This window comes from Variovorax soli, from assembly GCF_031454625.1.
Taxonomy (GTDB): domain Bacteria; phylum Pseudomonadota; class Gammaproteobacteria; order Burkholderiales; family Burkholderiaceae_C; genus Variovorax; species Variovorax soli_A.
In genome coordinates this window covers 391,594-418,165 of the sequence record NZ_JAVDRF010000005.1, presented here as the reverse complement: position 1 = coordinate 418,165, position 26,572 = coordinate 391,594, and the positions used below count along the sequence as shown (strand labels likewise).

General features: G+C 67.5%; 25 protein-coding genes. 8 read left to right on the top strand and 17 right to left on the bottom strand.

Annotation, left to right across the window (positions count from 1 at the left end):
* Positions 1-210: 210 nt before the first annotated feature.
* Positions 211-426, bottom strand: a complete 216-nt coding sequence (locus J2739_RS14855; RefSeq protein ID WP_309902900.1) for a hypothetical protein — start codon at positions 424-426, stop codon at positions 211-213.
* Between the two features lie 193 nt (positions 427-619).
* A complete protein-coding gene (locus J2739_RS14850) occupies positions 620-1,396 on the bottom strand; it encodes a LuxR family transcriptional regulator (protein WP_309902898.1) in 777 nt (258 codons plus the stop codon).
* Between the two features lie 110 nt (positions 1,397-1,506).
* Here J2739_RS14850 and J2739_RS14845 point away from each other — a divergent pair, with 110 nt between their 5' ends.
* Complete coding sequence (locus J2739_RS14845; RefSeq protein ID WP_309902896.1) at positions 1,507-2,850, top strand: TAXI family TRAP transporter solute-binding subunit; 1,344 nt, start codon at positions 1,507-1,509, stop codon at positions 2,848-2,850.
* Positions 2,851-3,021: 171 nt separating this feature from the next.
* Here J2739_RS14845 and ettA read toward each other — a convergent pair whose 3' ends face one another.
* On the bottom strand, positions 3,022-4,683 hold the full coding sequence (gene ettA / locus J2739_RS14840; protein WP_309902894.1) for an energy-dependent translational throttle protein EttA: 1,662 nt from the start codon (positions 4,681-4,683) through the stop codon (positions 3,022-3,024).
* Positions 4,684-5,098: 415 nt separating this feature from the next.
* On the opposite strand from ettA, the gene J2739_RS14835 reads away from it, so the two are divergent.
* A complete protein-coding gene (locus J2739_RS14835) occupies positions 5,099-6,871 on the top strand; it encodes a DEAD/DEAH box helicase (protein WP_309902891.1) in 1,773 nt (590 codons plus the stop codon).
* Between the two features lie 204 nt (positions 6,872-7,075).
* Here the strand turns inward: J2739_RS14835 and J2739_RS14830 are convergent, their stop codons facing one another.
* The 6 genes from J2739_RS14830 to J2739_RS14805 form a co-directional block, all read right to left on the bottom strand.
* Complete coding sequence (locus J2739_RS14830; RefSeq protein WP_309902889.1) at positions 7,076-8,146, bottom strand: ABC transporter ATP-binding protein; 1,071 nt, start codon at positions 8,144-8,146, stop codon at positions 7,076-7,078.
* Positions 8,147-8,168: 22 nt separating this feature from the next.
* The gene (locus tag J2739_RS14825; protein ID WP_309902887.1) at positions 8,169-9,020 is read right to left on the bottom strand and encodes a carbohydrate ABC transporter permease; all 852 of its coding nucleotides are present in this window, start codon (positions 9,018-9,020) and stop codon (positions 8,169-8,171) included.
* 61 nt (positions 9,021-9,081) lie between these two features.
* Positions 9,082-9,957 (bottom strand): carbohydrate ABC transporter permease, encoded by an 876-nt coding sequence (locus J2739_RS14820; RefSeq protein ID WP_309902884.1) that lies wholly within the window; start codon positions 9,955-9,957, stop codon positions 9,082-9,084.
* 19 nt (positions 9,958-9,976) lie between these two features.
* Positions 9,977-11,353 (bottom strand): ABC transporter substrate-binding protein, encoded by a 1,377-nt coding sequence (locus tag J2739_RS14815; RefSeq protein WP_309902882.1) that lies wholly within the window; start codon positions 11,351-11,353, stop codon positions 9,977-9,979.
* Positions 11,354-11,415: 62 nt separating this feature from the next.
* Positions 11,416-12,165, bottom strand: a complete 750-nt coding sequence (locus J2739_RS14810) for a FadR/GntR family transcriptional regulator (RefSeq protein WP_309902880.1) — start codon at positions 12,163-12,165, stop codon at positions 11,416-11,418.
* A gap of 11 nt (positions 12,166-12,176) precedes the next feature.
* Positions 12,177-13,127, bottom strand: coding sequence for a 2-hydroxyacid dehydrogenase (locus J2739_RS14805; RefSeq protein WP_309902879.1), 951 nt, complete (start codon positions 13,125-13,127; stop codon positions 12,177-12,179).
* Between the two features lie 231 nt (positions 13,128-13,358).
* On the opposite strand from J2739_RS14805, the gene J2739_RS14800 reads away from it, so the two are divergent.
* The 4 genes from J2739_RS14800 to J2739_RS14785 all read left to right on the top strand — a co-directional run bounded on the left by J2739_RS14800 (position 13,359) and on the right by J2739_RS14785 (position 17,459).
* On the top strand, positions 13,359-15,095 hold the full coding sequence (locus J2739_RS14800) for an IlvD/Edd family dehydratase (RefSeq protein WP_309902877.1): 1,737 nt from the start codon (positions 13,359-13,361) through the stop codon (positions 15,093-15,095).
* Complete coding sequence (locus J2739_RS14795) at positions 15,092-15,988, top strand: 2-dehydro-3-deoxygalactonokinase (protein ID WP_309903035.1); 897 nt, start codon at positions 15,092-15,094, stop codon at positions 15,986-15,988. The genes J2739_RS14800 and J2739_RS14795 overlap by 4 nt, the downstream gene beginning before the upstream one ends.
* On the top strand, positions 15,985-16,626 hold the full coding sequence (locus J2739_RS14790; RefSeq protein ID WP_309902875.1) for a 2-dehydro-3-deoxy-6-phosphogalactonate aldolase: 642 nt from the start codon (positions 15,985-15,987) through the stop codon (positions 16,624-16,626). The genes J2739_RS14795 and J2739_RS14790 overlap by 4 nt, the downstream gene beginning before the upstream one ends.
* 74 nt (positions 16,627-16,700) lie before the next feature.
* Complete coding sequence (locus J2739_RS14785) at positions 16,701-17,459, top strand: aldolase (protein ID WP_309903033.1); 759 nt, start codon at positions 16,701-16,703, stop codon at positions 17,457-17,459.
* Here J2739_RS14785 and J2739_RS14780 read toward each other — a convergent pair.
* From J2739_RS14780 to J2739_RS14765, 4 genes are read right to left on the bottom strand one after another with little or no spacing between them, the layout of a single operon-like run.
* Positions 17,441-18,142: an SDR family oxidoreductase gene (locus J2739_RS14780; protein WP_309902874.1), complete on the bottom strand. Its 702-nt coding sequence runs from the start codon at positions 18,140-18,142 to the stop codon at positions 17,441-17,443. The two genes, J2739_RS14785 and J2739_RS14780, sit on opposite strands and share 19 nt — an antisense overlap.
* Before the next feature lie 51 nt (positions 18,143-18,193).
* Positions 18,194-19,594 (bottom strand): MATE family efflux transporter, encoded by a 1,401-nt coding sequence (locus J2739_RS14775; protein WP_309902872.1) that lies wholly within the window; start codon positions 19,592-19,594, stop codon positions 18,194-18,196.
* A gap of 13 nt (positions 19,595-19,607) precedes the next feature.
* Positions 19,608-20,867, bottom strand: coding sequence for an MFS transporter (locus tag J2739_RS14770; protein WP_309902870.1), 1,260 nt, complete (start codon positions 20,865-20,867; stop codon positions 19,608-19,610).
* A complete protein-coding gene (locus J2739_RS14765; protein WP_309902868.1) occupies positions 20,860-21,324 on the bottom strand; it encodes a MarR family winged helix-turn-helix transcriptional regulator in 465 nt (154 codons plus the stop codon). Before J2739_RS14765 ends, J2739_RS14770 begins: the two co-directional genes overlap by 8 nt.
* A gap of 57 nt (positions 21,325-21,381) precedes the next feature.
* Here J2739_RS14765 and J2739_RS14760 point away from each other — a divergent pair, with 57 nt between their 5' ends.
* The gene (locus tag J2739_RS14760) at positions 21,382-21,921 is read left to right on the top strand and encodes a PaaI family thioesterase (RefSeq protein ID WP_309902866.1); all 540 of its coding nucleotides are present in this window, start codon (positions 21,382-21,384) and stop codon (positions 21,919-21,921) included.
* A 17-nt stretch (positions 21,922-21,938) separates the two neighbouring features.
* Here J2739_RS14760 and J2739_RS14755 read toward each other — a convergent pair whose 3' ends face one another.
* Positions 21,939-23,141 (bottom strand): iron-containing alcohol dehydrogenase, encoded by a 1,203-nt coding sequence (locus tag J2739_RS14755; RefSeq protein ID WP_309902864.1) that lies wholly within the window; start codon positions 23,139-23,141, stop codon positions 21,939-21,941.
* Positions 23,142-23,286: 145 nt separating this feature from the next.
* Between J2739_RS14755 and J2739_RS14750 the strand changes: the two genes are divergently transcribed.
* The gene (locus tag J2739_RS14750) at positions 23,287-24,099 is read left to right on the top strand and encodes an IclR family transcriptional regulator (protein WP_309902862.1); all 813 of its coding nucleotides are present in this window, start codon (positions 23,287-23,289) and stop codon (positions 24,097-24,099) included.
* A gap of 48 nt (positions 24,100-24,147) precedes the next feature.
* On the opposite strand, the gene J2739_RS14745 is transcribed toward J2739_RS14750, so the two are convergent.
* Genes J2739_RS14745 through J2739_RS14735 form a run of 3 tightly spaced genes read right to left on the bottom strand, consistent with a single transcriptional unit; the run spans position 24,148 to position 26,539 of the window.
* On the bottom strand, positions 24,148-25,131 hold the full coding sequence (locus tag J2739_RS14745) for a tripartite tricarboxylate transporter substrate binding protein (RefSeq protein WP_309902860.1): 984 nt from the start codon (positions 25,129-25,131) through the stop codon (positions 24,148-24,150).
* Between the two features lie 39 nt (positions 25,132-25,170).
* Positions 25,171-25,791 carry a 2-hydroxychromene-2-carboxylate isomerase gene (locus J2739_RS14740; protein ID WP_309902858.1) on the bottom strand — a complete coding sequence of 207 codons (621 nt, stop codon included), beginning with the start codon at positions 25,789-25,791 and terminating at the stop codon, positions 25,171-25,173.
* A 19-nt stretch (positions 25,792-25,810) separates the two neighbouring features.
* The gene (locus J2739_RS14735; RefSeq protein ID WP_309902856.1) at positions 25,811-26,539 is read right to left on the bottom strand and encodes an SDR family oxidoreductase; all 729 of its coding nucleotides are present in this window, start codon (positions 26,537-26,539) and stop codon (positions 25,811-25,813) included.
* Between the last annotated feature and the right edge of the window lie 33 nt (positions 26,540-26,572).

Below are 26,572 nucleotides of genomic sequence, written 5' to 3'. Positions count from 1 at the left end.
CTCGCAAAACCAGCGGCGCCGAATTAGGGAGGCGCCTCGCCTCGGAGCACAGGTTGAATTTCGCTTCGGGCGAGAACTCGAAGACCATCATAATTGAAAACTTGGTGAGCCTAGATTTACAATATTCATACCCCGTATTTTCTTCCCCAAAGACCCAGGAGAGAAACTCCCCTGAGATTGAGCAGCGTTGGCAGTCAAACTCAAATTAGCTCACCTGAACAACGTTCTCCAAACTGACACAGCAAAAATCCCCAAAACGACCAGCAAAAAAGCGATCGCAGAACCGACTACGTAAGAAACGACAAACTCCCAAGGAGACACAAATGGAAGAAACCATTGGCTGATCTCGATCAACACGAACCCAAGCGCCAGCATGACCACCATGGCCCTGATCAGCAGCATCAATTTGTCTGGAGAATTGCCCATGACTTCTTGCTTTGAGGCTGAGCCGCCCCTACGAGCTCAAGAGCGTCAACTTTAGCCATGGCGCGGCACGCGTCCAATACACCCGATCGGGTGTATTGACGCCATGCAGGCAATCTGCTAACGGAACTCCGCTTCAACTTGCCGCCGTTTCAGCACAGTCGAGTCCCCCTGGGATACTCCAGCGCCTAATCCTTCATTCGTCAGGAGTTGGACGTGGTGGTTGACCGGATGAACCCACTTCGTTTCGCGAGATCAGACGCGCCAACTCGGTCCGGTTCCTCACATCAAGTCTTCGCATCAGCAACGAGAGCCGATGCTTGATGGTCTCGGCGCTCCTCCCGAGCCGCTTGCCGATTTCCTTGTTCGTCTTGCCTTGCAGCAGCAGGTCGACGATCGCGCGCTCAGCGGGAGCGAGGGTCGGCTCAGACGTCGCCGCAGGAGATTCAACTTCAGTTTGCGCTTGATAGACACGGCTTAGTGCAGCATGCAGGTGCGGCATCACCATCTGCTGAAGCGCCCGGCCGTGTGCTTCCATTCTTGAGCTCACGTTGTAAAAGGCTGCCGAGGTGAACAGCAGCTGATCGCCCTCGCCCTCCCTGTGGGCCAAACCCAGCACGTTGCGCCAGCCGGCGAGCCTGAAGTTGCTTCGCCATGTCGCATCGAAGTCCGTGCGCTCATCGTCTTCGTCGAAGAAGACCGGTCCGCCGATGTGCATCAAGCGCGTGAGGATCGGGCTGCGAGCGTTGCCGCCCGCACAGGCGATCTTGGCCCGGTACGCAGGTGGAACACCAAAGCTCCAGGCCTGGATCGCAGCATAGCCGCCCGAGTGCGGAACTGATTGCCCGCACAGCATCGCCCCATGAGGAAGAACGGCTCGGACCGGTCCCTGAACCCACTCGTTCAGCGATTCGGCATCGACAACACTGCGCGCGCTGCTGGCCAGGAGGTCCCTGGACCTTTTAATTCTCATTTTTCGGCTCCCTGGAAATTCGCACGCGATTTGTAACCGAGTGCGCACAAAAAGCCAATCAAAATGCGCTGCCGTGCGCCCAGCGCGCCGGAACCCTACCTGCCCACCGAATGCCCCGCACCCTCCGCCTCATCCTTCTCTCCATCCGTGACCTGATCGCCTCCGCCGGTCCGGTGGTGTTCCTCGTGATCGGCCTCCTGATCGCTGCCTACTGGTGGCTGGACCCACAGCCGCCCAAGCGCGTGACGCTCGCCACCGGCCCCGCCGGCAGCGCCTATGCCGAGTTCGGCAATCGCTACGCGGCGGCGCTCAAGGCGAATGGGATCGAGGTCGTGCTCAAGACCACCGACGGCTCGCAGGACAACCTGCAGCTGCTGCGCAGCGGCGGCGCAGACGTCGGCTTCGTGCGCGGCGGCAGCGCCGATCCGGTGGCCGACGAGGAGGCGGGGCTCACGTCGCTGGGCAGCCTGTTCTACGAGCCGCTGTGGTTCTTCTACCGCGCCGACGCGGCCCGCGCGATCGACCGCAAGACGGGCCGGCTGAGCTCGCTCGCCCAGTTCAAGGACTTGCGCGTCAATGTCGACAAGCCCGGCAGCGGCGTGCCCGAGATCATGGAACGAATGTTTCACGCCAACCACATGGAGCCGCAATCGTTGCAGCTGTCCAACCTCGAGCAGACGCCAGCCACGGAGGCGCTGCAGGCCGGGCTGCTCGACGTGATCGTGCTGGCCTCGGCGCCGCAGTCGCCGCTGGTGCAGCGGCTGCTGCGCGCGCCGGACATCCGCCTCATGGCGTTCGACCAGAGCGACGCGTACGCGCGCCGCTTCGCTTTCCTGAAGCCGGTCACGCTGCCGCGCGGCGTGGTCGATCTGGCGACCGACCTGCCGCCGCATGACGAGCCGCTGCTCGCAGCCACCACCTCGCTGCTGGCGAGCGAGAAGACGCACCCTGCCCTGCGCCAGCTCTTCGCGCAAAGCGCGCAGACCCTCCACAGCGGCGCCGGCTGGTTCAACAGCGCGCGCGACTTCCCGAACACGCGCACCAGCGAGTTGCCGGTCAGCCCCGAGGGCGACCGTGCCATCAACGGCACGCCGCCCTTCTGGCAGCGCTACCTGCCGTTCTGGGCGAGCAACCTGGTGGAACGCATGTGGCTGGTGCTGGGCGGTTTGCTGGTGCTGATGCTGCCCTTGAGCCGCGTGGTACCGCCGCTCTATCAGTTCCGGGTGCGCCGGCGCGTGTTCCGCTGGTACGCGCGGCTGCGAGAGGTCGAGAACAAGCTGGACGCCGGCAAGGGCGAGCGCCAGGCGCTCATCGAAGAGCTGGACAACCTCGACCGCGTAGTCAACAAGGTGGCCGTGCCGCTGTCGTATGCCGAAGAGCTCTACGCGCTGCGCAACAACATCTATGCGGTGCGCAAGCGGGTGCTGGCGCGAATGCCGCAGGCGGGCGCTTAGACAGATCGATTCACCGGAGCGGCGCACATGGCGTGCGCCCATGCGGCTCCCGATCCCTGAGAAGCTCGGCGCTCCGGCCGCAGGAGCTTGCGCTGCCTTGGTCCGTCAGCGCGCCGACACGGAAGTCGGGCGCGGATTTCAGGCCGGCGCCGTGTCAGCGCACGCGGTTTCTTACTTCAACGCCTTGAAGCGCATCCGATGCGGCTTCGCACCTTCCTCGCCGAGGCGCTTCTTCTTGTCGGCCTCGTACTCCTGGTAGTTGCCGTTGAAGAAGGTCCATTGGCTGTCGCCCTCGGCCGCGAGGATGTGGGTCGCGATGCGGTCCAGGAACCAGCGGTCGTGGCTGATCACGAGCACCGAACCGGCGAATTCCAGCAGGGCGTCTTCGAGCGCGCGCAGCGTCTCGACATCCAGGTCGTTCGAAGGCTCGTCCAGCATCAGCACGTTGCCGCCGGCGATCAGGGTCTTGGCCAGGTGCAGCCGGCCGCGCTCGCCGCCGGAGAGCGTGCCGACCTTCTTCTGCTGGTCGGCGCCATTGAAGTTGAAGCGGCCGGCATAGGCGCGGCTCGCCATCTGGAACTTGCCGACGTTGATGATGTCGAGGCCATTCGAGATGTCTTCCCACACCGTCTTCTCGTTGGCGAGCGCGTCGCGGCTCTGGTCGACGAAAGCCATCTTGACCGTCTGGCCGACCACCACCTCGCCGCTGTCCGGCTTCTCCTTGCCCGCGATCAGCTTGAAGAGTGTGGACTTGCCGGCGCCGTTCGGGCCGATGATGCCGACGATGGCGCCGGCCGGGACCTCGAAGCTCAGGTTGTCGATCAGCAGGCGGTCACCGAAGGATTTGCTGACGTTCTTGAACTCGAACACCTGGTTGCCCAGGCGATCCGCCACGGGAATGAAGATCTCCTGCGTCTCGTTGCGCCTCTGGTATTCGTAGTCGGACAGTTCCTCGAAGCGGGCCAGGCGCGACTTGCTCTTGGCCTGGCGCGCCTTGGGGTTCTGGCGCGACCATTCGAGTTCCTTCTTCAGCGCCTTGGCGTGGGCTTCTTCACTTTTCTGCTCTTGCGCCAGGCGTTCGCCCTTCTGTTCGAGCCAGGTGCTGTAGTTGCCCTTCCACGGAATGCCGCGGCCGCGGTCGAGTTCGAGGATCCACTCGGCCGCGTTGTCGAGGAAATAGCGGTCGTGGGTGATCGCGACGACCGTGCCCGAGAAGCGCTTCAGGAAGACTTCCAGCCATTCCACCGACTCGGCGTCCAGGTGGTTGGTCGGCTCGTCGAGCAAGAGCATGTCGGGCTTGGACAGCAGCAGCTTGCACAGCGCCACGCGACGCTTCTCGCCGCCCGACAGCACGCCGATGTTGGCGTCCCAGGGGGGCAGGCGCAGGGCATCGGCGGCGATCTCGAGCTGGTGCTCGGAGTCGGTGCCGGCAGCGGCAATCACGGCCTCGAGTTCGCCCTGCTCGGCTGCGAGCGCGTCGAAGTCGGCGTCGGGCTCGGCATAGGCAGCATAGATCTGCTCGAGCCGGGCCTTGGCCGCATTGACCTCGCCCATGGCTTCCTCGACCGACTCGCGCACGGTGTGGTTGGGGTCGAGCTTGGGCTCCTGCTCCAGGTAGCCGATCGTGAGGCCGGGCATCGGGATCGCCTCGCCTTCGAACTCCTTGTCGACGCCGGCCATGATCTTGAGCAGCGAAGACTTGCCCGAGCCGTTCAGGCCCAGCACGCCGATCTTGGCGCCGGGGAAAAAGGAAAGGGAAATGTCCTTCAAGATCTGCCGCTTGGGCGGCACGGTCTTGCTGACCTTGTTCATGGTGTAGACGTACTGGGCCATGGCTGTCTGTATTCGGTGATGAGCGCTGCTCGGGGTGGCCGGAAACTGGCCGGAGGTCTTGGGTGGGGATCGATGGCCGATCAGCCTTCTGGCAGGCGCTTGCTGCTGCAGCGCGATTCCGACCGGGTCTGCCGCCAAGTCTAACGCAGGCCCTGGTCCATCCAGGCCGGTTGGTCTACCGGCACGCGGATGAACCCTCGCTCGCACGGAACGCATCCGACTCATGCGACAATGCATCCGTTGCCGGGTCCAGTTGCCCGCAACACCGGCTCCCTGCCGGGGACGAAGAAGCCCAACCCAGGCTCTCGCGCTCCACCCCTGACCCTCATCTGCCCCTACTGACCCCCGCGTCAAAGACAATTCGCGTGGGTGGGCCGATACCACCGCGCCGTGGAAGGCGCTTGTCTGAAAATCAATGAACTTTGACGAACTGAAGCTGGCCCCGGCCATCTTGAAAGCCGTGCACGAGCAGGGCTACGAAACTCCCACCCCCATCCAGGCTCAGGCCATACCCGCAGTGCTCGAAGGCCACGACCTGCTGGGCGGCGCGCAGACCGGTACCGGCAAGACCGCGGCTTTCACCCTGCCCCTGCTGCACAAGCTTACGATGAGCCGCAGCGCCACCAACAAGTTCGGCGGCACCGGCGTGCGCGCCCTGGTGCTCACCCCCACCCGCGAGCTCGCGGCCCAGGTCGAGGAATCGGTCCGCACCTATGGCAAGTACCTGCAGCTGAGCTCCACCGTCATCTTCGGCGGCGTGGGCATGAACCCGCAGATCGACCGGCTCAAGCGCGGCGTCGACATCCTGGTGGCCACCCCCGGCCGCCTGCTCGACCTGCAGCAGCAGGGCATGCTCGACCTCTCCACCGTGCAGATCCTGGTGCTCGACGAGGCCGACCGCATGCTCGACATGGGCTTCATCCACGACGTGAAGAAGATCCTCGCGCTGGTCCCCACGGAAAAGCAGAGCCTGCTGTTCTCCGCCACCTTCAGCGACGAGATCCGCGACCTGGCCGCCACGCTGCTGAAGAACCCGCAGAGCATCCAGGTCACGCCGCGCAATACCACCGTGCAGCGCATCACGCAGGTGATCCACCCGGTGGGCCGCGGCAAGAAGAAGGCCCTGCTCGCCCACATCATCAACGAGCACGACTGGAGCCAGGTGCTGGTGTTCACCCGCACCAAGTTCGGCGCCAACAGCGTGGCCGAGTTCCTGTGCAAGAACGGCGTCGAGGCGATGGCGCTGCACGGCAACAAGAGCCAGAGCGCACGCACCCAGGCGCTCGCCGGCTTCAAGAGCGGCGAGATCCGCGCCCTGGTGGCCACCGACATCGCGGCGCGCGGCATCGACATCGACGAGCTGCCGCACGTCGTGAACTACGAGATCCCCAACATCAGCGAAGACTATGTGCACCGCATCGGCCGCACCGGACGCGCGGGCGCCAGCGGCGAGGCGGTGAGCCTGGTCTGCCTGGACGAAGAAGGCTTCATGCAGGAGATCGAGCGCTTCACCAAGCAGCAGATCCCGGTCAAGGTCATCGACGGCTTCGGTCCCGAGGAAGGCGAGCGCGCCGAACCCATCGCGATGGGCCGCCAGACCTTGTGGGGCGGCGCCGGCCGCCCGCCGAGCCGCGATGTGATGCAGGCGGCGGCCAAGGCGGCGCGGCAGGAAATGATGCAGCGCATCCGTGACAACAAGGCGGGTCAAGGCGAGCGCGGCGGCAATGGCGGCAACGGCAACGGCGGTCAGCGCCGCGGCAATGGCGGCCAGGGCGCTCCGGCGGGCCGCAACGGCGGCGGCCAGGGTCAAGGCCCGGGCCAGCGTGCTCAAGGCGGCCGTGGCCCGGCCCCGGTGCGGGCGCAGCACCATGCACCCCACCATGCGCCTCATCACGCGCAGAACCACCTGCCGCACGAAGAGCGCCAGCCGCGCCACCACGGCAACAGCCACAGTCCCACGCAGGCCGATGCACTGGCCCACCAGCGTGCCGAGGCCATCGCCGGTGCGGCGGGCCAGCCCGATCCCTTGCGCACCAGCGTCGACAGCTTCGGCGGCCGCGGGCGCCGTGGCGGCGGTGGCGGTGGCGGCCGCGGCGGACGTTCCGGTGGCGGCGGCGGCCGCTCGGGCGGCGGCTATGGCGGTGGTGGCGGCGGGAATTACGGCGGCGGCCGCTCCTTCGGCCGCTGAGCCAGCAAATCCAGGGCGCTTCGGCGCCCTTTTTCATGCGCGGATGCGGCGTCGCAGTGGCGGAACATCAGCACGCCCGCCCGGCGGCCCATCAGGCCACGCAAAGCCCTGCGGGATGCGCGCACAAGGAACGCAACGCCGAGATCGGGGGCCAGTTGCCCGGGGAGGTGGCCGCGCAAACGGCCCCTTCCCGGGCCAACAGGCCTAGTTCAGCCTGCGCCCGTCCTGCCGGTCGAACAGATGCGTGCTTTCGGGGCGGATCACCAGGCCGATCATCTCGTCCGGCTGCGCCTGCACGCGCCCGTGGACCACGAGGGTCAGCTTGGCCTCGCCGACCTCGACCAGCAACTCGGTCTCGTTGCCCGTGGGCTCGACCACGATCACGCGAGCCGGCACGCCGCTGCCCGCGTCGGCCAGCACGATGTCGCCGGGCCGGATGCCGTAGTGCACCGGCTGGCCGTCCGCCGCCTGGCTCTCCGCCGGCGCCGGCCAGTGCGCGCCGTAGGCCTCGACGCTGACGCCCGCGCCATTGCGCCGCAGCACGCCCTCGACCACGTTCATCGCCGGCGAGCCGATGAACTGCGCGACGAACAGGTTCTCGGGCCGGTCGTAGAGCGCCAGCGGCGTGCCGATCTGCTCGACGATGCCGTCATGCATCACGACGATGCGGTCGGCCATGGTCATGGCCTCGATCTGGTCGTGCGTCACATACACCGTGGTGGTCTTGAGCCGCTGGTGCAACGCCTTGATCTCGGCGCGCATCGCCACGCGCAGCTTGGCGTCCAGGTTGGACAGCGGCTCGTCGAACAGGAACACCTTGGGATCGCGCACGATCGCGCGGCCCATGGCCACGCGCTGGCGCTGTCCGCCCGACAGCTCGCGGGGGTAGCGGGCGAGCAGCGCATCGAGATTCAGGATCTTCGCGGCATCGGCCACGCGCTGCGCCGTCACGCCCTTGTCGGCATTGCGCAGGCGCATGCTGAAGCCCATGTTCTCGCCCACCGTCATGTGCGGATAGAGCGCGTAGCTCTGGAACACCATTGCGATGTCGCGGTCCTTGGACTCGAGCTCGTTCACCACCCGGTTGTCGATCAGGATTTCACCGCCGGTGATGTCCTCCAGCCCCGCCAGCATGCGCAGCAGGGTGGACTTGCCGCAGCCCGAAGGCCCGACCAGCACCACGAACTCGCCGTCGGCGATGTCGAAGCCCAGGCCCTGGATGATCTGGGTCTTGCCGAAGGATTTCCTGACGTTGCGAAAGGATACGGATGCCATGTTGATTTCGTTCCTTGCGTTCTCAGCTCTTCACTGCCCCTGCGGTGAGGCCGCCGACCATGTAGCGCTTGAAGGCGTAGTAGATCGCTGCCGGCGGCAGCGCATAGATGAGGCCGGTGGCCATCAGCAGTTCCCATGGCGAATCGTCCGCCGCGAGGAAGTTGCCGAGCGCCACCGCCAGCGTGACGCTGCGGTCGTTGGACAGCAGCAGGAAGGCGTAGAGGTACTCGTTCCACGCCAGCAGCAGCGAGTAGGTGCCGACCGCCACGAGCGACGGCACCATCAGCGGCAGGTAGACCAGGCGGAACAGCTGAAGCGGCGAGGCACCGTCCATGCGCGCCGCCTCGTCGAGCTCGTAGGGCAGCTTGTCCGATGCCTGCTTCAGCACCCAGATGCAGTAGGGCGAGGCGATGGTGACCATCGCCAGGATCAGCGACCACTGGCTGTTGAGCAGCCCGTAGTTGCCCATGGTCTTGTACATGGGCACCGCCAGGAAGGCCGCGGGGATGAAGTAGGTGAACAGCGCCATGTTCATCACGGTGCGCCCGCCACGCACCCTGAGCCGGCTGATGGCGAAGGCGGCAGTGGTCGCGACGAAGAGCGTGAGCGCACCCACCGCGAGCGCGATCACCAGCGAGTTGCCGAGCTGCACCCAGAAGTGGTCCAGATAGAAATGCTTCCTCTGGAACACGGTGCTGAAGTTGTCCAGCGTCGGCGAGGTCGGCCACAGCTGACCGCTCGTTGCCGTGCCCCGCGGCGAGATCGCGAACAGCACCATGTGGTAGACGGGGATCAGCGTCCAGATCAGCACGGGGATGCCGATCAGCAGCAGCTTGGCCTCGGTGGCGACGCTCTTGGCCGTGATGCGCCTCATATCGACCTCCGACGAGCCGCGTCGGCGGCCAGCGAATCCACGAAGCGATAGGCGTGGGGGCTCATTTCGACAGCCTCTTCATCATGAAATACACCAGGGGCAGCACCAGCGGCATGGCCACCACGATGGACGCCATCGAGAGGTCGACCTGGTCGAGCCGCAGATAGCGGATGCCGAGCGTCGCGAGCACGTGCGTCAAGTCGGCGGGACCGCCGCCGGTCAGCAGGTAGACGCTGTTGAAGTCGCCCAGCGTCCAGATCATCGACAGGATCAGCGAGGTCACGTAGAGCGTGCGCAGCGCGGGCCAGCTGATGAAGCGGAACTTCTGCCACGAGGTCGCGCCGTCGACGGAGGCCGCCTCGTACTGCTCGCTCGGGATCGCGAGCCGGCCCGCCACCAGGATCAGCGTCCAGAAAGGCAGCGACTTCCAGATGTGCATCAGCATCGCGAAGCCCAGCGCCAACGTGGCGTCGTTGAGCCAGTTGGGCCCGTCGAGCCCGGTCAGCCGGAAGATGGTGGTGTTGATCACGCCCCACTCGGGGTTGAGCATGAAGCGAACCGAGAGAATGGTCGGGATCGACGGCAGTGCCCACGGCAGGATGAAGATGCCCGAGAGGATCTTGATCCACCAGCGCGACTGCACGAAGAAGCCCGACAGCACCAGTGCCACCAGCATCTTGATATTGATCGCAACCACCAGGAACACGATGGTGTTGATCACCGACCGGAAGAAGATCGGATCCTCGACCAGGTGCACGTAGCTCTGAGGATGACGCGCCAGCCAGAGCCCGTAGCACACCGGATAGAGCACGAAGACCAGGAACACCAGCAGGTAGGGAACGACCATCAGCCGCCCCCAGAACTGCCAGCGACCGAGCTTCGCGGCAGGGACAGCGGCCGTGCCGGCCGCAGTCGCAACGCTTGCTGTGGAGCTCATGAGCAGCTGCCGCGGAAGGTCAACGTGCGACCGTCTTGATGCGCTCGATCATCTCGTCGACCGCCTTGTCCACCGGCACCTTGTCGGTCACGACCCGGTTCATCGCCTTGGCCCACACGTTCTCGTTGTTGAGGACCGTGAACTTGTAATTCTTGGTGAACTCGAAGGTCACGGTACCGGCGGCGTACTGGTTGAACACCGATTGGCGATGCGGATCGGCTTTCCAGAACGGGCTCGCCTGTCCTGCCTTGGTGACCGGGAACCAGCGCCCCAGCGATCCCTCGACGTAGGGTGTGAGGTTCTCCTCCTGCAGCAGGAAGCTCACGAACTCCTTGGCGCGCGCCTTGTTCTTGGCGTCCTTGAAGACCACGCCGGTCTTCACCGCCGAGCGGTAGACCATCTTGCTGCCGTCGGGCTTGTTCGGGAAGCCGGCCGTGCGGATGCGCTCGGTGAAGTTCTTCTTGGCCTCATCGCGCTGTTCGGGCGTCAGCGAGGCGTTGTTCATGTCGTCCAGCCACTTGGCGGCGATCGAGATCGTCGCGTTGTGCGTCATCACGGTCGTCTTGTTGTGGAAGGCGACGTTGTTGTCCGGGTCCTTCCAGCTGGTGGACGAAGGCGGCGTGCAGCCCTTGGTGTAGGGCGTGGTGTAGTCGGTGAGCGCGCCGATCAGCCCCGTGCGCACCTGCGGATCGTCGACCAGCAGCTTGCCGCTGTCGTTGACCAGCTTGACGTTGTAGGCGTCCATGAAGGTCAGGAACGAATAGAACGAGTCGCTCGAGTCCACCCCCATCGGCATGCCGATGCCGAAGATGCGCTTGCCGGTCTTCTGCCGGCTCGCCGGCTGGACCTTGTCGCACCAGAAGGACCAGTATTCCTTCCAGGTGGTCGGGATGTCCGACTCCTTGAAGCCCGCATCGGCCAGCATGTCGATCCAGTACTCGATGTGCATGGTCTGCTGCTTGATCGGAAAGGCGTAGTAGGCCTTCGACTTCGTCTGGTCGTTGTAGAGGAAGGTGGTCTCCACCGTGTTGGGCGCGAAGCGCGCCTGCATCGGCGAGATGACGCTGCTGATGTCCTCCAGCTTGCCGTCGAAGGCCCACTTGCCGGTGACCTGGAAATCGTAGACGTCGGCATAGGCGACGTCCGGCGGGCTGCCGGAATCGAGCGCCGACACGGTCTTCGGGATCATGTCCTGCACGGGGTACTGCGAGAGCTCGACCTTCACGTTCTTGTGCTTGTCCTCGAACTTCTTGATGGCCGCGTACAGCGCATCGTCCTCCGCTTTGTAGAAGCCCTTGACCCACCAGACGGTGAGCTTCTCCTGGGCTGCTGCCTGGCCGGCGATGGCCAGCCCGAGCGCTGTCAGCGCGGGAATCACGAGTGACTTGAATTTCATGCTTTGTCTCCTCTTCGGTGGGATGCTCGATCCACGAGCGGGGGCTAAAAAAAAAGAATGTCTCAGGCGGCGGTTGCCTTGGCGCGTGGCGGCGCACGGCCGTGGCGCGGCGGACGGCGGCGCTTCGAGAGCACCTCCTCGATGTCCTCGCGCGCGCCGTCGATCAGCTTGACGATGGCGCGCTCTGCCCGCGCCGGGTTGTGGGCGATGACCGCATCGAGCACGGCACGGTGCAGCGGCAGCGACAGGGCCGGCCCGTTCTGCTTGGCGGTGGAGAGCTCGAAGCTGGTGCGCAACAGGGCGTCCAGCGCCTTGCTCATCTGCGCCAGCATGCGGTTCTGCGCGGCCGCCAGCAGGCCGTGGTGGAAACGCAGGTCGTTGGTGACGTAGTCCCCGCCCTCTTCGATCGCCAGCTTCATGCCGGCGTAGGCCTCTTCGATCTTCTCGATGTCGGCCGAGGTGGCCCGCTCGGCCGCCAGCCGGACCGCCGCCGGCTCCACCACCCGCCGCAGGTCCAGCAGGTCGCGCAGGAACTCGGGCGTGAGGCCGGCGCGCGCCTGCCAGGTGATCACGTCGGGATCGAACCAGTTCCAGCGCTCTTCCGGCAGCACACGTGTGCCGACCTTCGGACCGGTGATGATCAGCCCCTTGGCGACGAGCGATTTCACGGCCTCGCGCACGACCGTGCGGCTGACGCCGAATTCCTCGCACAAGAGGGGCTCCGCCGGCATCGGCGCGCCGATCGCGTAGCGGCGCGACACGATGGCTTCGCCGAGAAGATCGAGCGTGCGGCCGTGGATGTTCTTGCTCATGGCAGCGATGGTCAAGCGTCGACCGGCGTCAGCAGGGGCGCGCCCGCGAAATGCGCGCGCAGGTTGTCGAAGGTCAGCTGCGCCATCGCCTCGCGCGTCTGCTTCGTGCCGCTGGCCATGTGCGGCGTGAGCACCACGTTGGGCATGGCACGCAGCTCGGCCGGGACCGTCGGCTCGTTCGCGAAGACGTCGAGCGCGGCGCCGGCGATGACCCCCTTGGACAGCGCGGCGATCAGCGCCGGCTCGTCGACCACGCTGCCGCGTGCGACATTGATCAGGTAGCCCTGCGGGCCGAGTGCCTCCAGCACGCGGGCATCGATCAACCCGCGCGTGGCCGCGCCGCCGGGCGTGATGACGACCAGAAAATCAACCGCCGTGGCCAGCGCCACGGCGTCCGGGTGATACGCGTACTCGACGCCGGCACGCGGCGAGCGGGCGGTATAGGCGATCTGCATGCCGAAGGCGCGGGCCCGCTGCGCGATCGCCTGGCCGATGCGCCCCATGCCGACCACGCCCAGGCGCGCGCCCGAGACCTTGCGGCTCAGGGGAAACGGACCCTGCGGCCACTGCCCGTCGCGCACGAAGCGGTCGGCTTGCGGGATGCGGCGCGCAATGGAGAGCAGCAGGCCGATCGCGAGATCGGCCACGTCGTCGTTCAGCACCTCCGGCGTGTTGGTGACGGGCACTCCGCGCTCATGCGCCGCCGGCACGTCGACGCCGTCGTAGCCGACGCCGAACACCGAGATCATCTCGAGCGCGGGCAGGCGCTGCATCAGTTCGCGCGGCACCTTGGCCTCGCCGTTCGCGACCACGGCGCGGATGCGGGGGGCCGCGGCAGAGAAGCCCTCTTCGTCGTTCATGTGGGTGCGGTCATGCACCACGTACTCGCGCTGCAGCGCCTCCATCAGAAAGGGCATCAGCGGTGCGACCACCAGCACCTCGGGGCGCGCGGATGCGCTCATCGAACGGCCTTCCGGATGCCTTGCAGAACGCGCCGGCGCATGATGTTCAACGAATGGGGCATGGGCCTTGTCTCCTGCATGGGGGGCTGGGTTTCACGGGGCGGCGCCCACTCGAAAACCCTTCTCGTCTTTGGCTCGTCCGGCTTATCATATGATGATTGAAGTAGGGGCCCGGCAGGACAAACCCTGATTCACCGAGGCCCGAATCACCACCACGCAGGAGACACAACAATGAGCAGTCAACGCCGCAAACCCGCCCACGAACTGCGCAGCCAGCAATGGTTCGGCCGCCATGACCGTGACGGCTTCATCTACCGCAGCTGGGTCAAGGGCAAGGGCGTGCCGCACGATCAGTTCGATGGCCGTCCGGTCATCGGCATCTGCAACACCTTCAGCGAGCTCACGCCCTGCAACTCGCACTTCCGCACGCTGGCCGAGCAGGTGAAGATCGGCGTCTACGAAGCGGGTGGCTTCCCGCTCGAGTTTCCGGTGATGTCGCTCGGCGAAACGCTGCTGCGCCCCACCGCCATGCTGTACCGCAACCTCGCCAGCATGGACGTGGAGGAAAGCATCCGCGCCAACCCGATCGACGGCGTGGTGCTGCTGATGGGCTGCGACAAGACCACCCCCGCGCTGATGATGGGCGCCGCCAGCGTGGACCTGCCCACCATCGGCGTCTCCGGCGGCCCGATGCTCTCGGGCAAGTGGCGCGGGCAGGAGCTCGGTTCGGGCACCGGTGTCTGGCAGATGAGCGAGCAGGTGCGCGCCGGCACGCTGAAGCTGCAGGAGTTCTTCGAGGCCGAGAGCTGCATGCACCGCAGCCACGGCCACTGCATGACGATGGGCACGGCCAGCACCATGGCCAGCATGGTCGAGTCGCTGGGCATCGGCCTGCCGGGCAACGCGGCGTACCCCGCGGTGGACGGGCGGCGCAACGTGCTGGCGCGCATGGCCGGGCGGCGCATCGTCGACATGGTGCATGAAGACCTGATCATGTCGAAGATCCTCACCCGCCAGGCGATCGAGAACGCGATCAAGGTCAACGCGGCGATCGGCGGCTCGACCAACCTGGTGATCCACCTGCTCGCGATCGCGGGGCGCATCGGCGTGGAACTCACCCTCGACGACTTCGACCGCCTGGCCGCCGACCTGCCCTGCCTGGTCAACCTGCAGCCCTCGGGACAGTACCTGATGGAGGACTTCTGCTACGCGGGCGGGCTGCCGGTGGTGATGAAGGAGATCGCGCAACACCTGCACCGGGACATCATCACCGCCAGCGGGCAGAGCCTCTGGGACAACGTCAAGGATGCCGAGAACTACAACCCGCAGGTGATCCAGCCCCTGTCGAAGCCGTTCAAGGACAAGGCCGGCATCTGCGTGCTGCGCGGCAACCTCGCGCCCAACGGCGCCATCATCAAGCCCAGCGCGGCCACGCCGGAGCTGCTGGTGCACAAGGGCCGTGCGGTCGTTTTCGAGAGCGCGGACGATCTGCACAAGCGCATCGACGACGAGGCGCTGGACATCGACGAGCACTGCATCATGGTGCTGAAGAACTGCGGCCCCAAGGGTTACCCCGGCATGGGCGAAGCCGGCAACATGCCGCTGCCGCCCAAGGTGCTGCGCAAGGGCATCACCGACATGGTCCGCATCAGCGATGCCCGCATGAGCGGCACTGCCTACGGCACGGTGGTGCTGCACACCGCGCCGGAGGCAGCCGCCGGCGGCCCGTTGGCGCTGGTGCAGGACGGCGACATCGTCGAGCTCGACGTTCCGAAGCGGCTGCTGCACCTGCATGTGAGCGACGAGGAGCTGGCGCGCCGCAAGGCGCAATGGACGGCGCCGAAGCCGCTGCTGGAGTCGGGCTATTGGAAGCTTTACGTCGACAATGTGTTGCAGGCCGACCAGGGGGCCGATTTCGGATTCCTGCGCGGCAAAAGGGGTTCTTTCGTTCCCAGAGACAATCACTGATGCATTTGATCGCCATCGACTGGGGCACCAGTTCCTTGCGCGGCGCATTGCTCGACGGCAAGGGGCACGTGCTCGAGGAGCGCAGCCATTCGCGCGGCATCCTCACGGTGCCGGCCGGGGGCTTCCCTGGGCTCTTCGAGGAACTGTTCGGCGACTGGATGCGCCTCACTGGCAGCTTCTGCCTGATCTCCGGCATGGCCGGCAGCAAGCAGGGCTGGGTCGAGGCGCCCTACTGCCCCTGCCCCTCGGGCCGGGTCGAGGTGGCCAATGCCATCGTCGAGATCGAGCCGGGCCGCATCGCGATCGTGCCCGGCCTCAGCGACGTGCACGATGGCGTGCCCGACGTGATGCGCGGCGAGGAGGTGCAGATCTTCGGCGCCATGTCGCTGGTGGGCCTGTCCGACGGCTTGTTCGTGCTGCCCGGCACGCACAGCAAGTGGGTCACCGTCAAGCGCGGCCGCGTGACGGGCTTCCGCACCTTCATGACGGGCGAGTTCTACGCCCTGCTGAGCCAGCATTCGATCCTGGCGCACACGCTGGACGCGCAGGCGCCGCTGGACGAGGTCGCCTTCCTGGAAGGCGTGACGCAGGCCGACAACGGCCAGGGCCTGCTGCACAACGCCTTCGGCGTGCGCACGCTGGGGCTCTTCGAGCGCATGCCGGCCGGGGAGCTGGCGAGCTACCTTTCCGGGCTGCTCATCGGCGAGGAGCTGCGCACCCAGTCCATCCACGGCGGCGACCTGGTGCTGATCGGCAGCCCCGCGCTGACCCAGCGCTACCAGCTCGCCCTGGAGGTTTCCGGCAACACCGCCCGCACGCTGGGTGCCGAGGCCACCTGGGCCGGGCTGCACGCCCTGTCGGCCATCCACATCGCGAACAAGGCAAGGTCATGACGCTTCCGAACGCCCAGTTCTCCATCGCCCTGCAGCAGCTGCCGCTGGTGGCCATCCTCCGCGGCCTGAACCCCGCCGAGGCGCAAGACATCGGCGATGCCATCATCGGCGCCGGCTTCCGGCTGCTCGAGGTGCCGCTCAACTCGCCCGAGCCGCTCAAGAGCATCGCACTGCTGCGCGAGCGCTTTCCCGGAGCGCTGGTGGGCGCGGGAACGGTGCTCGACGCGCAGCAGGTGCGCGAGGTGCATGCGGCCGGCGGCCAACTGATCGTGGCCCCCAACTTCGACCCCAAGGTGTTGGCGGAAGCGGCGCGCCTCGGCCTGGTGAGCCTGCCGGGCGTGATGACGCCGACCGAGGCTTTCGGCGCGCTCGCAGCCGGCGCCGCCGGCCTCAAGCTCTTCCCTGCCGAGCTTGCCTCGCCGGCGGTCGTCAAGGCGCTGCTCGCGGTGCTGCCGGCGGGCACGCCGGTGCTGCCCGTGGGCGGCATCACGCCGGCCGGCATGCAGGCCTGGCGCGAGGCCGGCGCGGCGGGTTTCGGCATCGGCTCGGCGCTCTACAAGCCGGGCAAGAGCGCAGCGGCGGTGCGCGAGGCGGCGATGGATTTCGTGGCGGCCTTCAACGGGAATTTGCGGACATGAGCGCCCGCCCGGCCGATCCGAAGCGGGCTCGCACCGCAGCCGAAGGCGAAGGTCTTCCAGTGCGCGCCGCGACGATGAGCGCCGAGGCCGAGTACGCCAGCCCGAGGATCCGCGCCCTGCGCGAAGACCTCGCACTGGCGCTGCGCGCCGCGGCGCACCACGGTCTGTCCGAAGGCGTGTGCAACCATTTCAGCGTGGCCTTGCCGGGCGCGCAGGACCGCTACCTGATCAACCCGCGCGGGCTGCACTGGAGCGAGATCGGCCCCGAGGACATCGTGCTGATCGACGTGCACGGCGAAGTGCTGGCAGGGCGTCACCGCGTCGAGCCCACCGCCCTCTTCATTCACGGCGCGGTGCACCGCGTCACCGGTCGTGCCGTGGTGCTGCACGGCCACATGCCGTACGCGACCGCGCTCACGCTGACCACCGATCGGGCACTCGACCCGACGCTGAGCCAGAACGCGATGCGCTTCATGGATCGCATCGCCGTCGATGCGACCTACAACGGCCTGGCGCTGGACGACCGCGAGGGCGAGCGCATCGCCCACGCCATGGCGGGCAAGGACATCGCCTTCCTGGCCAACCACGGCGTGATCGTGGCGGGCGCGAACATCGCGCATGCCTACGACGACCTCTACTACCTGGAGCGCGCCTGCCTGCACCAGGTGATCGCCCAGTCCACCGGCCGGCCGCTGGCGCCGGTCGATGCGAAGCTGGCAGCGCAGGTCGCGGCGCAGATCCAGGGCGAGCGCGAGCAGTCGGACCTGTTCTTCGAAGCGCTGCGCAGGCTGCTGCCGGCGCCGCGCCCTTTGCTTCAGCGCGGCGCCGCGTAAGCCGGCGGCGCCGCGACGAAGCCCTGCTTGACCTGACGCGCCGTCGCGTCCGCCAGCACCTCCGGCTCGCCGGCCTCCACTGCGGCCAACGTCTGCTTCGCCACATCGTCCGGAGAGGTCTTGTCCCCCGGCACATGGCTCGCCATGTCGGTGTCCATGTAGCCCACATGCACGCTGGTGACCTGCGTGCCCTGCGCAGCGAGTTCATTGCGCAGGCCGTTGCTCAGCGACCAGGCGGCCGACTTCGAGGCGCTGTAGGTCGCCACGCCGGGAAAGGTGATCCAGCTCAGCGCCGACAGCACGTTGACGATCGCGCCGCCGCCGTTCTTCGCCAGCACCGGCGCGAAGGCGCGGCTCACGGCCCAGAGACCGAAGAAGTTGGTGTCGAGCTCGGCACGCGCCGCCTCCACCGCATCGGGTGCCAGCAGCCCCGAGCCGCGCGAGATGCCGGCGTTGTTGATGAGCAGCGTCACGTCGCCGCAGGCCTGGGCTGCGGCCTCGATCTGCGCGGGGCGCGTGACGTCGAGCGCAACCGGCACCACGCCTTCGAGCGTGACGGATTTCGGGTCGCGCGCGGCCGCGTAGACCTTCTTCGCGCCGGCCGCGAGGGCGGCCCGTGCATAGGCCAGGCCCAGCCCGCGGTTGGCGCCGGTGATGAAGACGACAGCGTTCTTGATCTGCATGAGGGGACTCCAAAAAAACGAGAGAGACAGGAAAACGGAACCTGAAGGAGATCAGGAGGCACCGACGCGCCGCAGCAGCCCCGCCGTGCTGCGCGGCCAGCCCACCGGCCCGAACCAGGAGCCGCCTGCAATGGCGCCGGCAATGACGGCCCCGTACACCACGAGCGCCGCGGCCTGTGCCACGAACACGTGCACCAGTTCGCCACTCCAGCGCAGCGCGAGCCAGCCGCCGAGCGCGGCCACCGCCAGACGCGCCAGGTTGCCCAGCACCGGCCACAAGAGCCGGCCCGCGCCCTGCGAGGCGAAGTACAGCACCAGGCCCGTACCGAAGAAGCCGTAGAAGGGGCCCACGGCGCGCAGGTACTGCGTGCCCGCTTCGAGCATGGCGGGGTCGTTGCCGAAGAGCATCAGCCAGGGCCGCGGAAACCATGCGGCTGCCAGGCCCACGGCCTCGGCCATCACGAAGGCCATGGCCACGCCGACCCATGTCGCCTTCAGCGCGCGCTCGCGCTGGCCGGCGCCGATGCAGGTGCCGACCATCGCCAGCAGCGGCGCACCGAAGCCGAACACCAGCGGCACCAGCAGGTATTCCAGGCGCGAGGCGGTGCCGTAGCCGGCGATCGCGCCGGCGCCGAACCGGCCCGCGAGCGCCGTGGCGACGGCGATGGAGAGATTGACGCAGAGGGTGGCGATGGAGGAGATCAAGCCCACGCGCAGGATGTCGCGGAACAGCGGCCAGCGCAGGCGCACGCCTGCCAACGAGAGCTTCAGGTAGCTGGCGTCCGAGCGCAGGTAGGCCAGCAACGCCAGGGTGCCCACCAGGTAGTACAGCAGCAGCGCGATCGCGCCGCCCGCGATGCCGAGCGCGGGGATCGGTCCCCAGCCGAAGATCAACAGCGGCGACACCGGGACGAGGAAGACCACGCCGCCGACCGTCACCTTGGCCGGCACCGCCATGTTGCCGGTGCCGCGGATCACCGCCGCCAGTGAGTTGAACAGCCACACCAGCACCGCGCCGGCGAATACCCAGTGCGAATAGGTCAGCGCCGCTTCGAGCGAAGCGCCCTCGCCGCCCATGCGCGCATAGAGCGTGCGCCCGCCGACGAGCAGAACCGCACTGAAGGCCAGGCCGAAGCCCAGCGCCACCACCATGGCATGCAGCACCAGCGCATGGGCATCCGCGCGGCGCTGGGCGCCGAGGGCGCGCGCGATCGCCGAGGCGATGCCGCCGCCGACGGCGCCGGCGGAGGTCATCTGCATCAGCATGACGATCGGGAACACCAGCGCCATGCCGGCGAGCGCATCGGTGCCCAGCTTGCCGACGAAGTAGGTTTCGATCAGGCCGACGGCGGCCTGCGCGATCATCACCAGCACGTTGGGTGCGGCCAGGCGCAGCAGGGTGCGGGCGATCGGCGCCTCCAGCAGGAGGCGCGTGCGGGGATCGGTGCTCATTGCCCGGATCGGATCACGCCGCCGCCTTGGCAGCGCGCGACGGCAGGTGCGCCTCGCGGATCGGCAGGTTGACCAGCGCGGCGCCGGTGGCCAGCAGGATGTCGATGTACCAGACCCAGTCGTAGCTGCCGGTGGCCTGGAAGATGGCGCCGCCGAGGTAGGCGCCGAGGAAGCCGCCGATCTGGTGGGCCAGCATCACGATGCCGAACAGCATCGCCATGTTGGCCGGGCCGAACATCTTGGCCACCAGGCCCGCGGTCGGCGGCACGGTCGAGAGGAAGGTCACGCCCATCACGGCGGCGAAGAGCAGCATCACCAGCGTGGTCTTGGGCGCCAGCAGGAAGACGAGCACCGCCAGGCCGCGCGTCGCATAGAGCAGCGCCAGCAGCGACTTCATGCGCCAGCGCCCGACGGCCCAGCCCATGGCGAGGCTGCCGACGATGTTGAACAGGCCGATCATCGCGAGCGACCAGCCGCCCACCTCGGGTGGCAGGCCGCAGGCCGCCACCACACCCGGCAGGTGGGTCGCGAGGAACGCGACGTGGAAGCCGCAAACGAAGAAGCCCAGGCTCAGCAGGCGGAAGCCCGGCAGCGCCAGTGCCTGCCCGATGGCTTCGCGCGCGCTCAGCCGCTTGGCGCCCGAGGCCGCCGCGAGCGCGTTGGAATTGCCCTTGAGCACGAAGATCGCCGGCAGCGCCAGCAGGATGAGGAAGCCCAGCACCTGCATCGCATTGGCCCAGCCGTAGGCCGCGGTGAGGCCGATGGCGATCGGCGCCATCGCGAACTGGCCGAAGGAACCGCCCGCGTTCACGATGCCGGTGGCCAGCCCGCGCTGCGCCGGCGACACGAGGCGCGTGGTCGCGCCCAGCAGCACCGAGGGGCCGGCCATGCCGGCGCCGCCCGCGGCCAGCACGCCGATCGCGAAGATGAGACCGGCGGTGGTGGTCATGAGCGGCGTGATGATGGTGCCCAGCGCCACCAGCAGCACGCCGATGAAGATGACGCGGCCGGTGCCGATGCGGTCGGCCACCGCGCCCGCGAAGGGCTGGGTCAGGCCCCACCAGAGCTGGCCGAAGGCGAAGGCCAGGCTGATGCTGGCGACGCCCAGGCCGGTGGAGGTGTTCACCGCCGACAGGAACAGTCCCATGGTCTGGCGCACGCCCATGGTGAGCGCGAAGGTGCCGGCAGTGGCCAGCAGCACCAGCCAGAGCGCCTGGTAGCGCATGGCGGGGCTGCCCGCGATCGCGGCAGGCGTAGGATTGGAATCACTCATCGTTGCTCTCCTGGTCTTCGAATCCGGCGCGTTGCAACAGCGCGATGCTGTCGTCGATCAGCTGGTGCAGTGCCAGGACGCGCTCGGTGCCCAGCATCGCGTTGAGCTCCATCTGCGCGGCGCGCCACAGGCGCTGGGCTTCGGCCCGCTTGGCGCGGCCCTCCGCGGTGATGGCGATCAGGCGGCTGCGCGCGTCGGGCCCTTCGCTCTGGGTCAGCCAGCCGGCGGCCAGCATGGGCTTGAGGTTGCGCGTCAGCGTGGAGGCGTCGACGTTCATCGCCCGCGCCAGGTCGACCGGCCGCAGCGGGCCCAGGGTCAGCACATTCGAGAGCAGCGAGTACTGCGTGGTCTTGAGGCCGGCCGCGGCCACGTGTGCGTCATAGTGCCGCGACACCATGCGGTTGAGGCGGCGCAGCCTGAAGTTGGTACAGCCCTGCGGCTTTGCGATAGCATCCATGGTCGACGATTGTAGCTACAACCGTTGCATACGCAACCTTTATGTTGGAGAAAGACCTTGACGCCGAACACCGTACTCGAGACCTGGCTTGCCGAAGAAAGCGAGGTCATCGCCCGCCTGGAGGCCGGCCCCGGCCCCGGCCTGGCCAGGCCCGAGCAGGTCGAAGGCCTGACCGGGCTCGAGCTCATGCAGGCCATGCTGCGCGGCGACATCCCCTATGCCGCGATCGCCAAGACGCTGGACTTCACGATCCTCTCCGTCAGCCCCGGCGTCGCGGTGTTTCAGGGCACGCCGCTGCCGCGGCACCTGAACCCGCTGGGCACGGTCCATGGCGGCTGGGTCGCCACCCTGCTCGACTCCGCGCTGGGTTGCTCGGTGCACACCATGATGCCGCCGGGCCGCGCCTACACCACGGCCGAGCTGAGCGTGAATTACGTCAGGGGCGTCACGCCCAAGGTGCCGCGGGTGCGTGCCGAAGGCAAGGTGATCCATTGCGGGCGCCAGCTCGCGACCGCAGAGGCGCGGCTGCTCGGGCCCGATGGCACGCTGTACGCGCATGCGACCACCACCTGCCTGGTTTTCGAGGCGCGGCCCTGAAGGCGCCGAAAGCGCGCTCATGCCGCGAGAGGCAGGATCTCCTCCACCTCCGCCGGCCCGGAAATCTTGCGGGCGTTGCCGTGAATGAAGAGCTCTCGCATGCTGGTGCGCGCGATCATCCCGAATTGGCTTGGATCGACACCGACGTCACGCAGCGTCGAGGGCAGCCCCAGCGCCTTCACGAGTTCGGCGAAGGCCTCGGCCGCCGGCAGCCCAGGCCGGCCCAGTGCCTGCGCGAGCTGGCGCTGCCGTGCCGCAGTCGCGGGCTCCGACCAACGCAGGATCGCCGGCATCATCACCGGCGTGCAGAAGTAGTGCGGCACGCCGCAGCTGCCGCCCAGCACATGGCCGATGGCGTGGCTCGGGCCCATCATCACGCCGCCCTTCGGACCGCGGCTGGACAGGCCGTAGGAACAGAGCCAGCTCGCCACCTGGCATTCGGCGCGGGCTGAAAGGCTGGCGGGCTCGGCCCGCCACGCCGTCAGCGCACGCGCCATGCGCGCGATGCCGTCGAGCACCACGGCATCGGCCAGCGGCGTGGGCGTGGTGGACAGCAGCGCCTCGATGGCGTGGTCGAGCGCGCGCGTGGCCGAGCCCAGCCACAGCGACTCGGGCGTGTGCAGCGTCAAGGCCGGATCGAGCACGACGGTGCGCGGCATCATGAGCGGGTGGAAGAAGGTCTGCTTCAGCTTGCGGCGCTCGTCGGTCACCAGGCAGCCGCCGTTGAACTCGCCGCCGTTGAGCGTGCTGGGCACCGCGATCATGCGCAGCGTCGGACCCTCGAACACCGGCCGCACGGGCTTGCCATCGTCGCCCAGCTTCACCTCGAAGCGCTCGAGCGCCTCCAGGTGCTCGTCGACCATGCCGTGGCGCATGCACAGCAGCACCATCTTCGAAGCATCGATGACGGAGCCGCCGCCGACCGCCACCACCAGGTCGGCCTCCGCCGCCAGGGCCGCGGCTGTGGCACGCGCGACGCCGCTGCGGGTCGTGTGCTGCGGGATGCCGTCGAAGGTGGCTGCATGCCGCTCGCCCAGCGCCTCCTCGATGGCACGGATGACGCCGGTCTGCGTGCGCAGCGTGCGGCTCGCGACGATGAAGACGCGGCGGCTGCCCAGCCGCGTGGCCTCGGCCGCGATGACGGCGGCGGCGGGCTGGCCGAAGACGACGCGCTCGATCGATGCGAAGTTGTGGGCGCCGGTGGCGGCCAGTCGTTCCATGGTCTGTCTCCTGCATCAGCACCGCATTGGTTTTGCAGTGCAGTTCATAATTCTGCGATTGTGAGACGCAGCGGCGAGGCTTCCTAGCTCCGAAGGCGTTGCGGCGCCCAACTCCAAACCGCTGTGCAGAACGCAGGAGCCCTTCATGAAGCATTTCCCCGTGTCCTCGAAACCGGGCCCGGACGACGCCCGCGAAGACCGCCATTTCGTCACTGCCCTGGCGCGCGGCCTCGACGTGCTGCGCTGCTTCAAGTCCGGCGAGGAGCGCCTGGGCAACCAGGAGCTCGCAGAGCGCTGCAAGCTGCCCAAGTCCACCGTCACGCGCCTGACCTACACGCTGACCCGGCTCGGCTACCTGCATCACATCGAGGAGTCGGGCCGCTACCGGCTCGGCATGGCGACGCTGACGCTCGGCGGCACCACGCTGGCGCGCCTGGACGTCAAGGAGATGAGCCGGCCGCTGATGCAGCAGTTGGCCATCGACACGGGGACACTGGTCTCGCTCGGCCTGCGCGACGAGATGTCGATGCTCTACATCGAGAACTGCCGCGGCCATTCCATCGTCACGCTGCGGCTGGACATCGGCGCACGCATTCCGCTGGCCACCACCGCGATGGGCCGCGCCTACCTCGCGGCCGCGCCCGAGAACGTGCGGCTCGCCCTGGAGGAACGCATCCAGGCGCTCGACCCGATCGCCTGGCCGCGCATCGAGAAGGGCATTCGCCAGGCCTGCGCCGACCTGGCCGAGAGCGGCTGCGTCGGCTCCTTCGGCGAGTGGCAGAAGGAGATCAACGGCATCGCCGTGCCCTTCCAGCCGGGCGGCGGGCTGCCGTTGATGGTGATCAATGCGGCGGCCCCGGCGCAGTCGATGTCGCGCGACACGCTGCTGAGCGAAGTGCGGCCCAGGCTGATCGCGACGGTGCGCGAGATCGAGCAGGGCCTCGGCGCGCGGCGATGACGGGGCGAATGCGGTGCCGGAACGCAGCGACGCGAAGCGTGCGCGGAACTACTTCTCGCGCACGAAGCCGATGGCGTCCAGCATCTGCTTCTCTCGCTGCGTCGACTCGGCCGCGAACTGCTGGTAGCGCGCCGAGCTCATGTAGACGGGCTCCATGTAGTACTGCGCCAGCGCGTTGCGAAAGCCCGGCTGCTCCATCGCCTGCTTGAAGGCGTCGTGCAGCTTCGCCACCACGGCCGGCGGCGTGTTCTTCGGCGCCGCCAGGCCCCAGGCCGCGGAAGGCGGCGGGATGTCGATCCCGGCTTCCTTCAAGGTTGGCACGTCCGGGAAGCGGCTCATGCGCTTCTCGCCGAACGTGACGAGGAGACGCAGCTTGCCGCTTTCCACGTAGGGGCCCCAGCCCGAGGTCTCGGCTGCGGACATCACATGCGCACCCACCACCGCCTGCAGCGACTCCGACGTGCCCTTGAAAGGCACGTGGCTCAGCTGGATGTTCTTGATGCGCGCGAGCTGCTCCATCGCCAGGTGCTGCGCGAGGTAGGCGCCGGGGGTGGCATAGGTCAGCTCGCCGGGATGCGCCTTCGCGTAGGCCACGTAGTCGTCGATGTTCTTGATGGGCGAGGCCGCCGGCACCACGATTCCGTAGACGAAGGAGGTCAGGCCGATCACGTAGCGCAGGTCGCTGGCCGGGCTCCAGTTCATGGTGCCGGTGTAGGGCAGGCGGAACAGGTTGGCGGGGATGACGCCGATCGTGTAGCCATCGGGCTGCGCACTTTGCAGCAGCTGCGCCGGCATCAGCCCCGCCGCGCCGGGCTTGTTCTCGATCACGACCGGCTGCTTGAGGATCTTCGAGACATCCTCGGCCAGCACGCGCATCGGCGAATCGGTCGAGCCGCCCGGCGGGAAGCCGAGCATGATCTTGATGGGCCTCGCGGGGAAGTTCCCCGCATCCTGCGCCCACGCGGTCGCAGCCGGGCCGCCGAGCGCGCACAGGGCTGCCATGGCGGCGCCCGCCAGAAATTTGGTGTTCATGCTTGTCCTTTGCGTCCGGATGTCCGGGGCTGGGTTGCCTCAGGCCTGGCTTGCGCCTTGGCGCACGATCTCTTCCTCGACCTCGCGCAGGCGGTCCTTGCCGAAGAAGATCTCGCTGCCGACGAAGAAGGTCGGCGAGCCGAAAGCGCCGCGCTCGAAAGCGGCCTGGGTGTTGGCCATCAGGCGGGCCTTCACCTCCGGGTCCTGCGTGCCTTCGTAGAGCCGCTGGCCATCGAGCCCTGCTTCGTCGAGCGTTTGCACGATGACCGCGGGGTCTTCCATGTTGCGGCCCTGTTCCCACATGGCCACGAAGACTGCCTCGACGTAGCGCTCGAAGCAGCCCTGCTTCTGCGCCGCCACCGCGCCGCGCATGATCTGCAGGGTGTTGGCCGGCCAGAAGGGGTTGTGGCGATAGCGATCGAGATGGTGCTTCGCGACGAAGCGCCGAACCTCCAGCTGGTCGTAGGCGCGCTTGTTCGGAATGCCCGCGAAGGCCTCGGCCGGCGAGCGGTTGCCGCTGAGCTTGAAGATCCCGCCGAGCAGGATGGGCAGGTACTCGAAGGCCACGCCGGTGCGTGCCTCGATGGCCGGGATGACGCGGTGGCACATGTAGGCATTGGGGCTGCCGAAATCGAACAGGAACTGGACGGGCACTGTCATGGCGCTGCTCCGGGTTCTTTCACCAGCTTTCCAGCCAGGGACGCAGCTCGGTCTCGTGCGTCCAGGCGTTGCGCGGCTGCATGTGGATCTGCCAGTAGGCATCGGCGATGCTGTCGGGCTGCAGGATGCCGTCCCGCTCCTTCAGCGAGTAGCGCTCCGGGAAGGTGGTGCGGATGAACTCGGTATCGATGGCGCCGTCGATCACCGGATGCGCGACGTGAATGCCCTTCGGCCACAGCTCGCGCGCCATGCTCTGGGCCAGCGCGCGCAGCGCATGCTTGGCGCCGGCGAAGGCCGCATAGCCGTCGCGCCCGCGCAGGCTGGCGGTTGCGCCGGTGAAGATGATGGTGCCGCGGCCGCGCGGCAGCATGGCCTTGGCGACCTCGCGCCCCATCAGGAAGCCGCCGAAGCAGGCCATCTCCCACACCTTGTGGTAGACCCGGGCGGTGGTCTCCGTGATGCCGAAGCGCACGTTGGCGCCGATGTTGAAGACCGCCACCTCGATCGGCGCGATCTCGCGCTCGATCTGCTCGACCAGGGCGACCATCTCCTCCTCCTTGCGCGCATCGCTGCCGAAGCCGTGCGCCTGGCCGCCCTCGGCCTTGATCTGGTCGACCAGCGGCTGCAGCTTGTCGGCCTGCCGCCGGGTCACGCAGGCGATGTAGCCCTCGCGTGCGAAACGGCGCGCGATGGCGCCGCCGGTGGCGTCGCCGGCGCCGATGACGAGGATGGCTTTCTTGTCGCTCATGGTTCAGTCTCCTTGGGTGATGTCCGGATGATG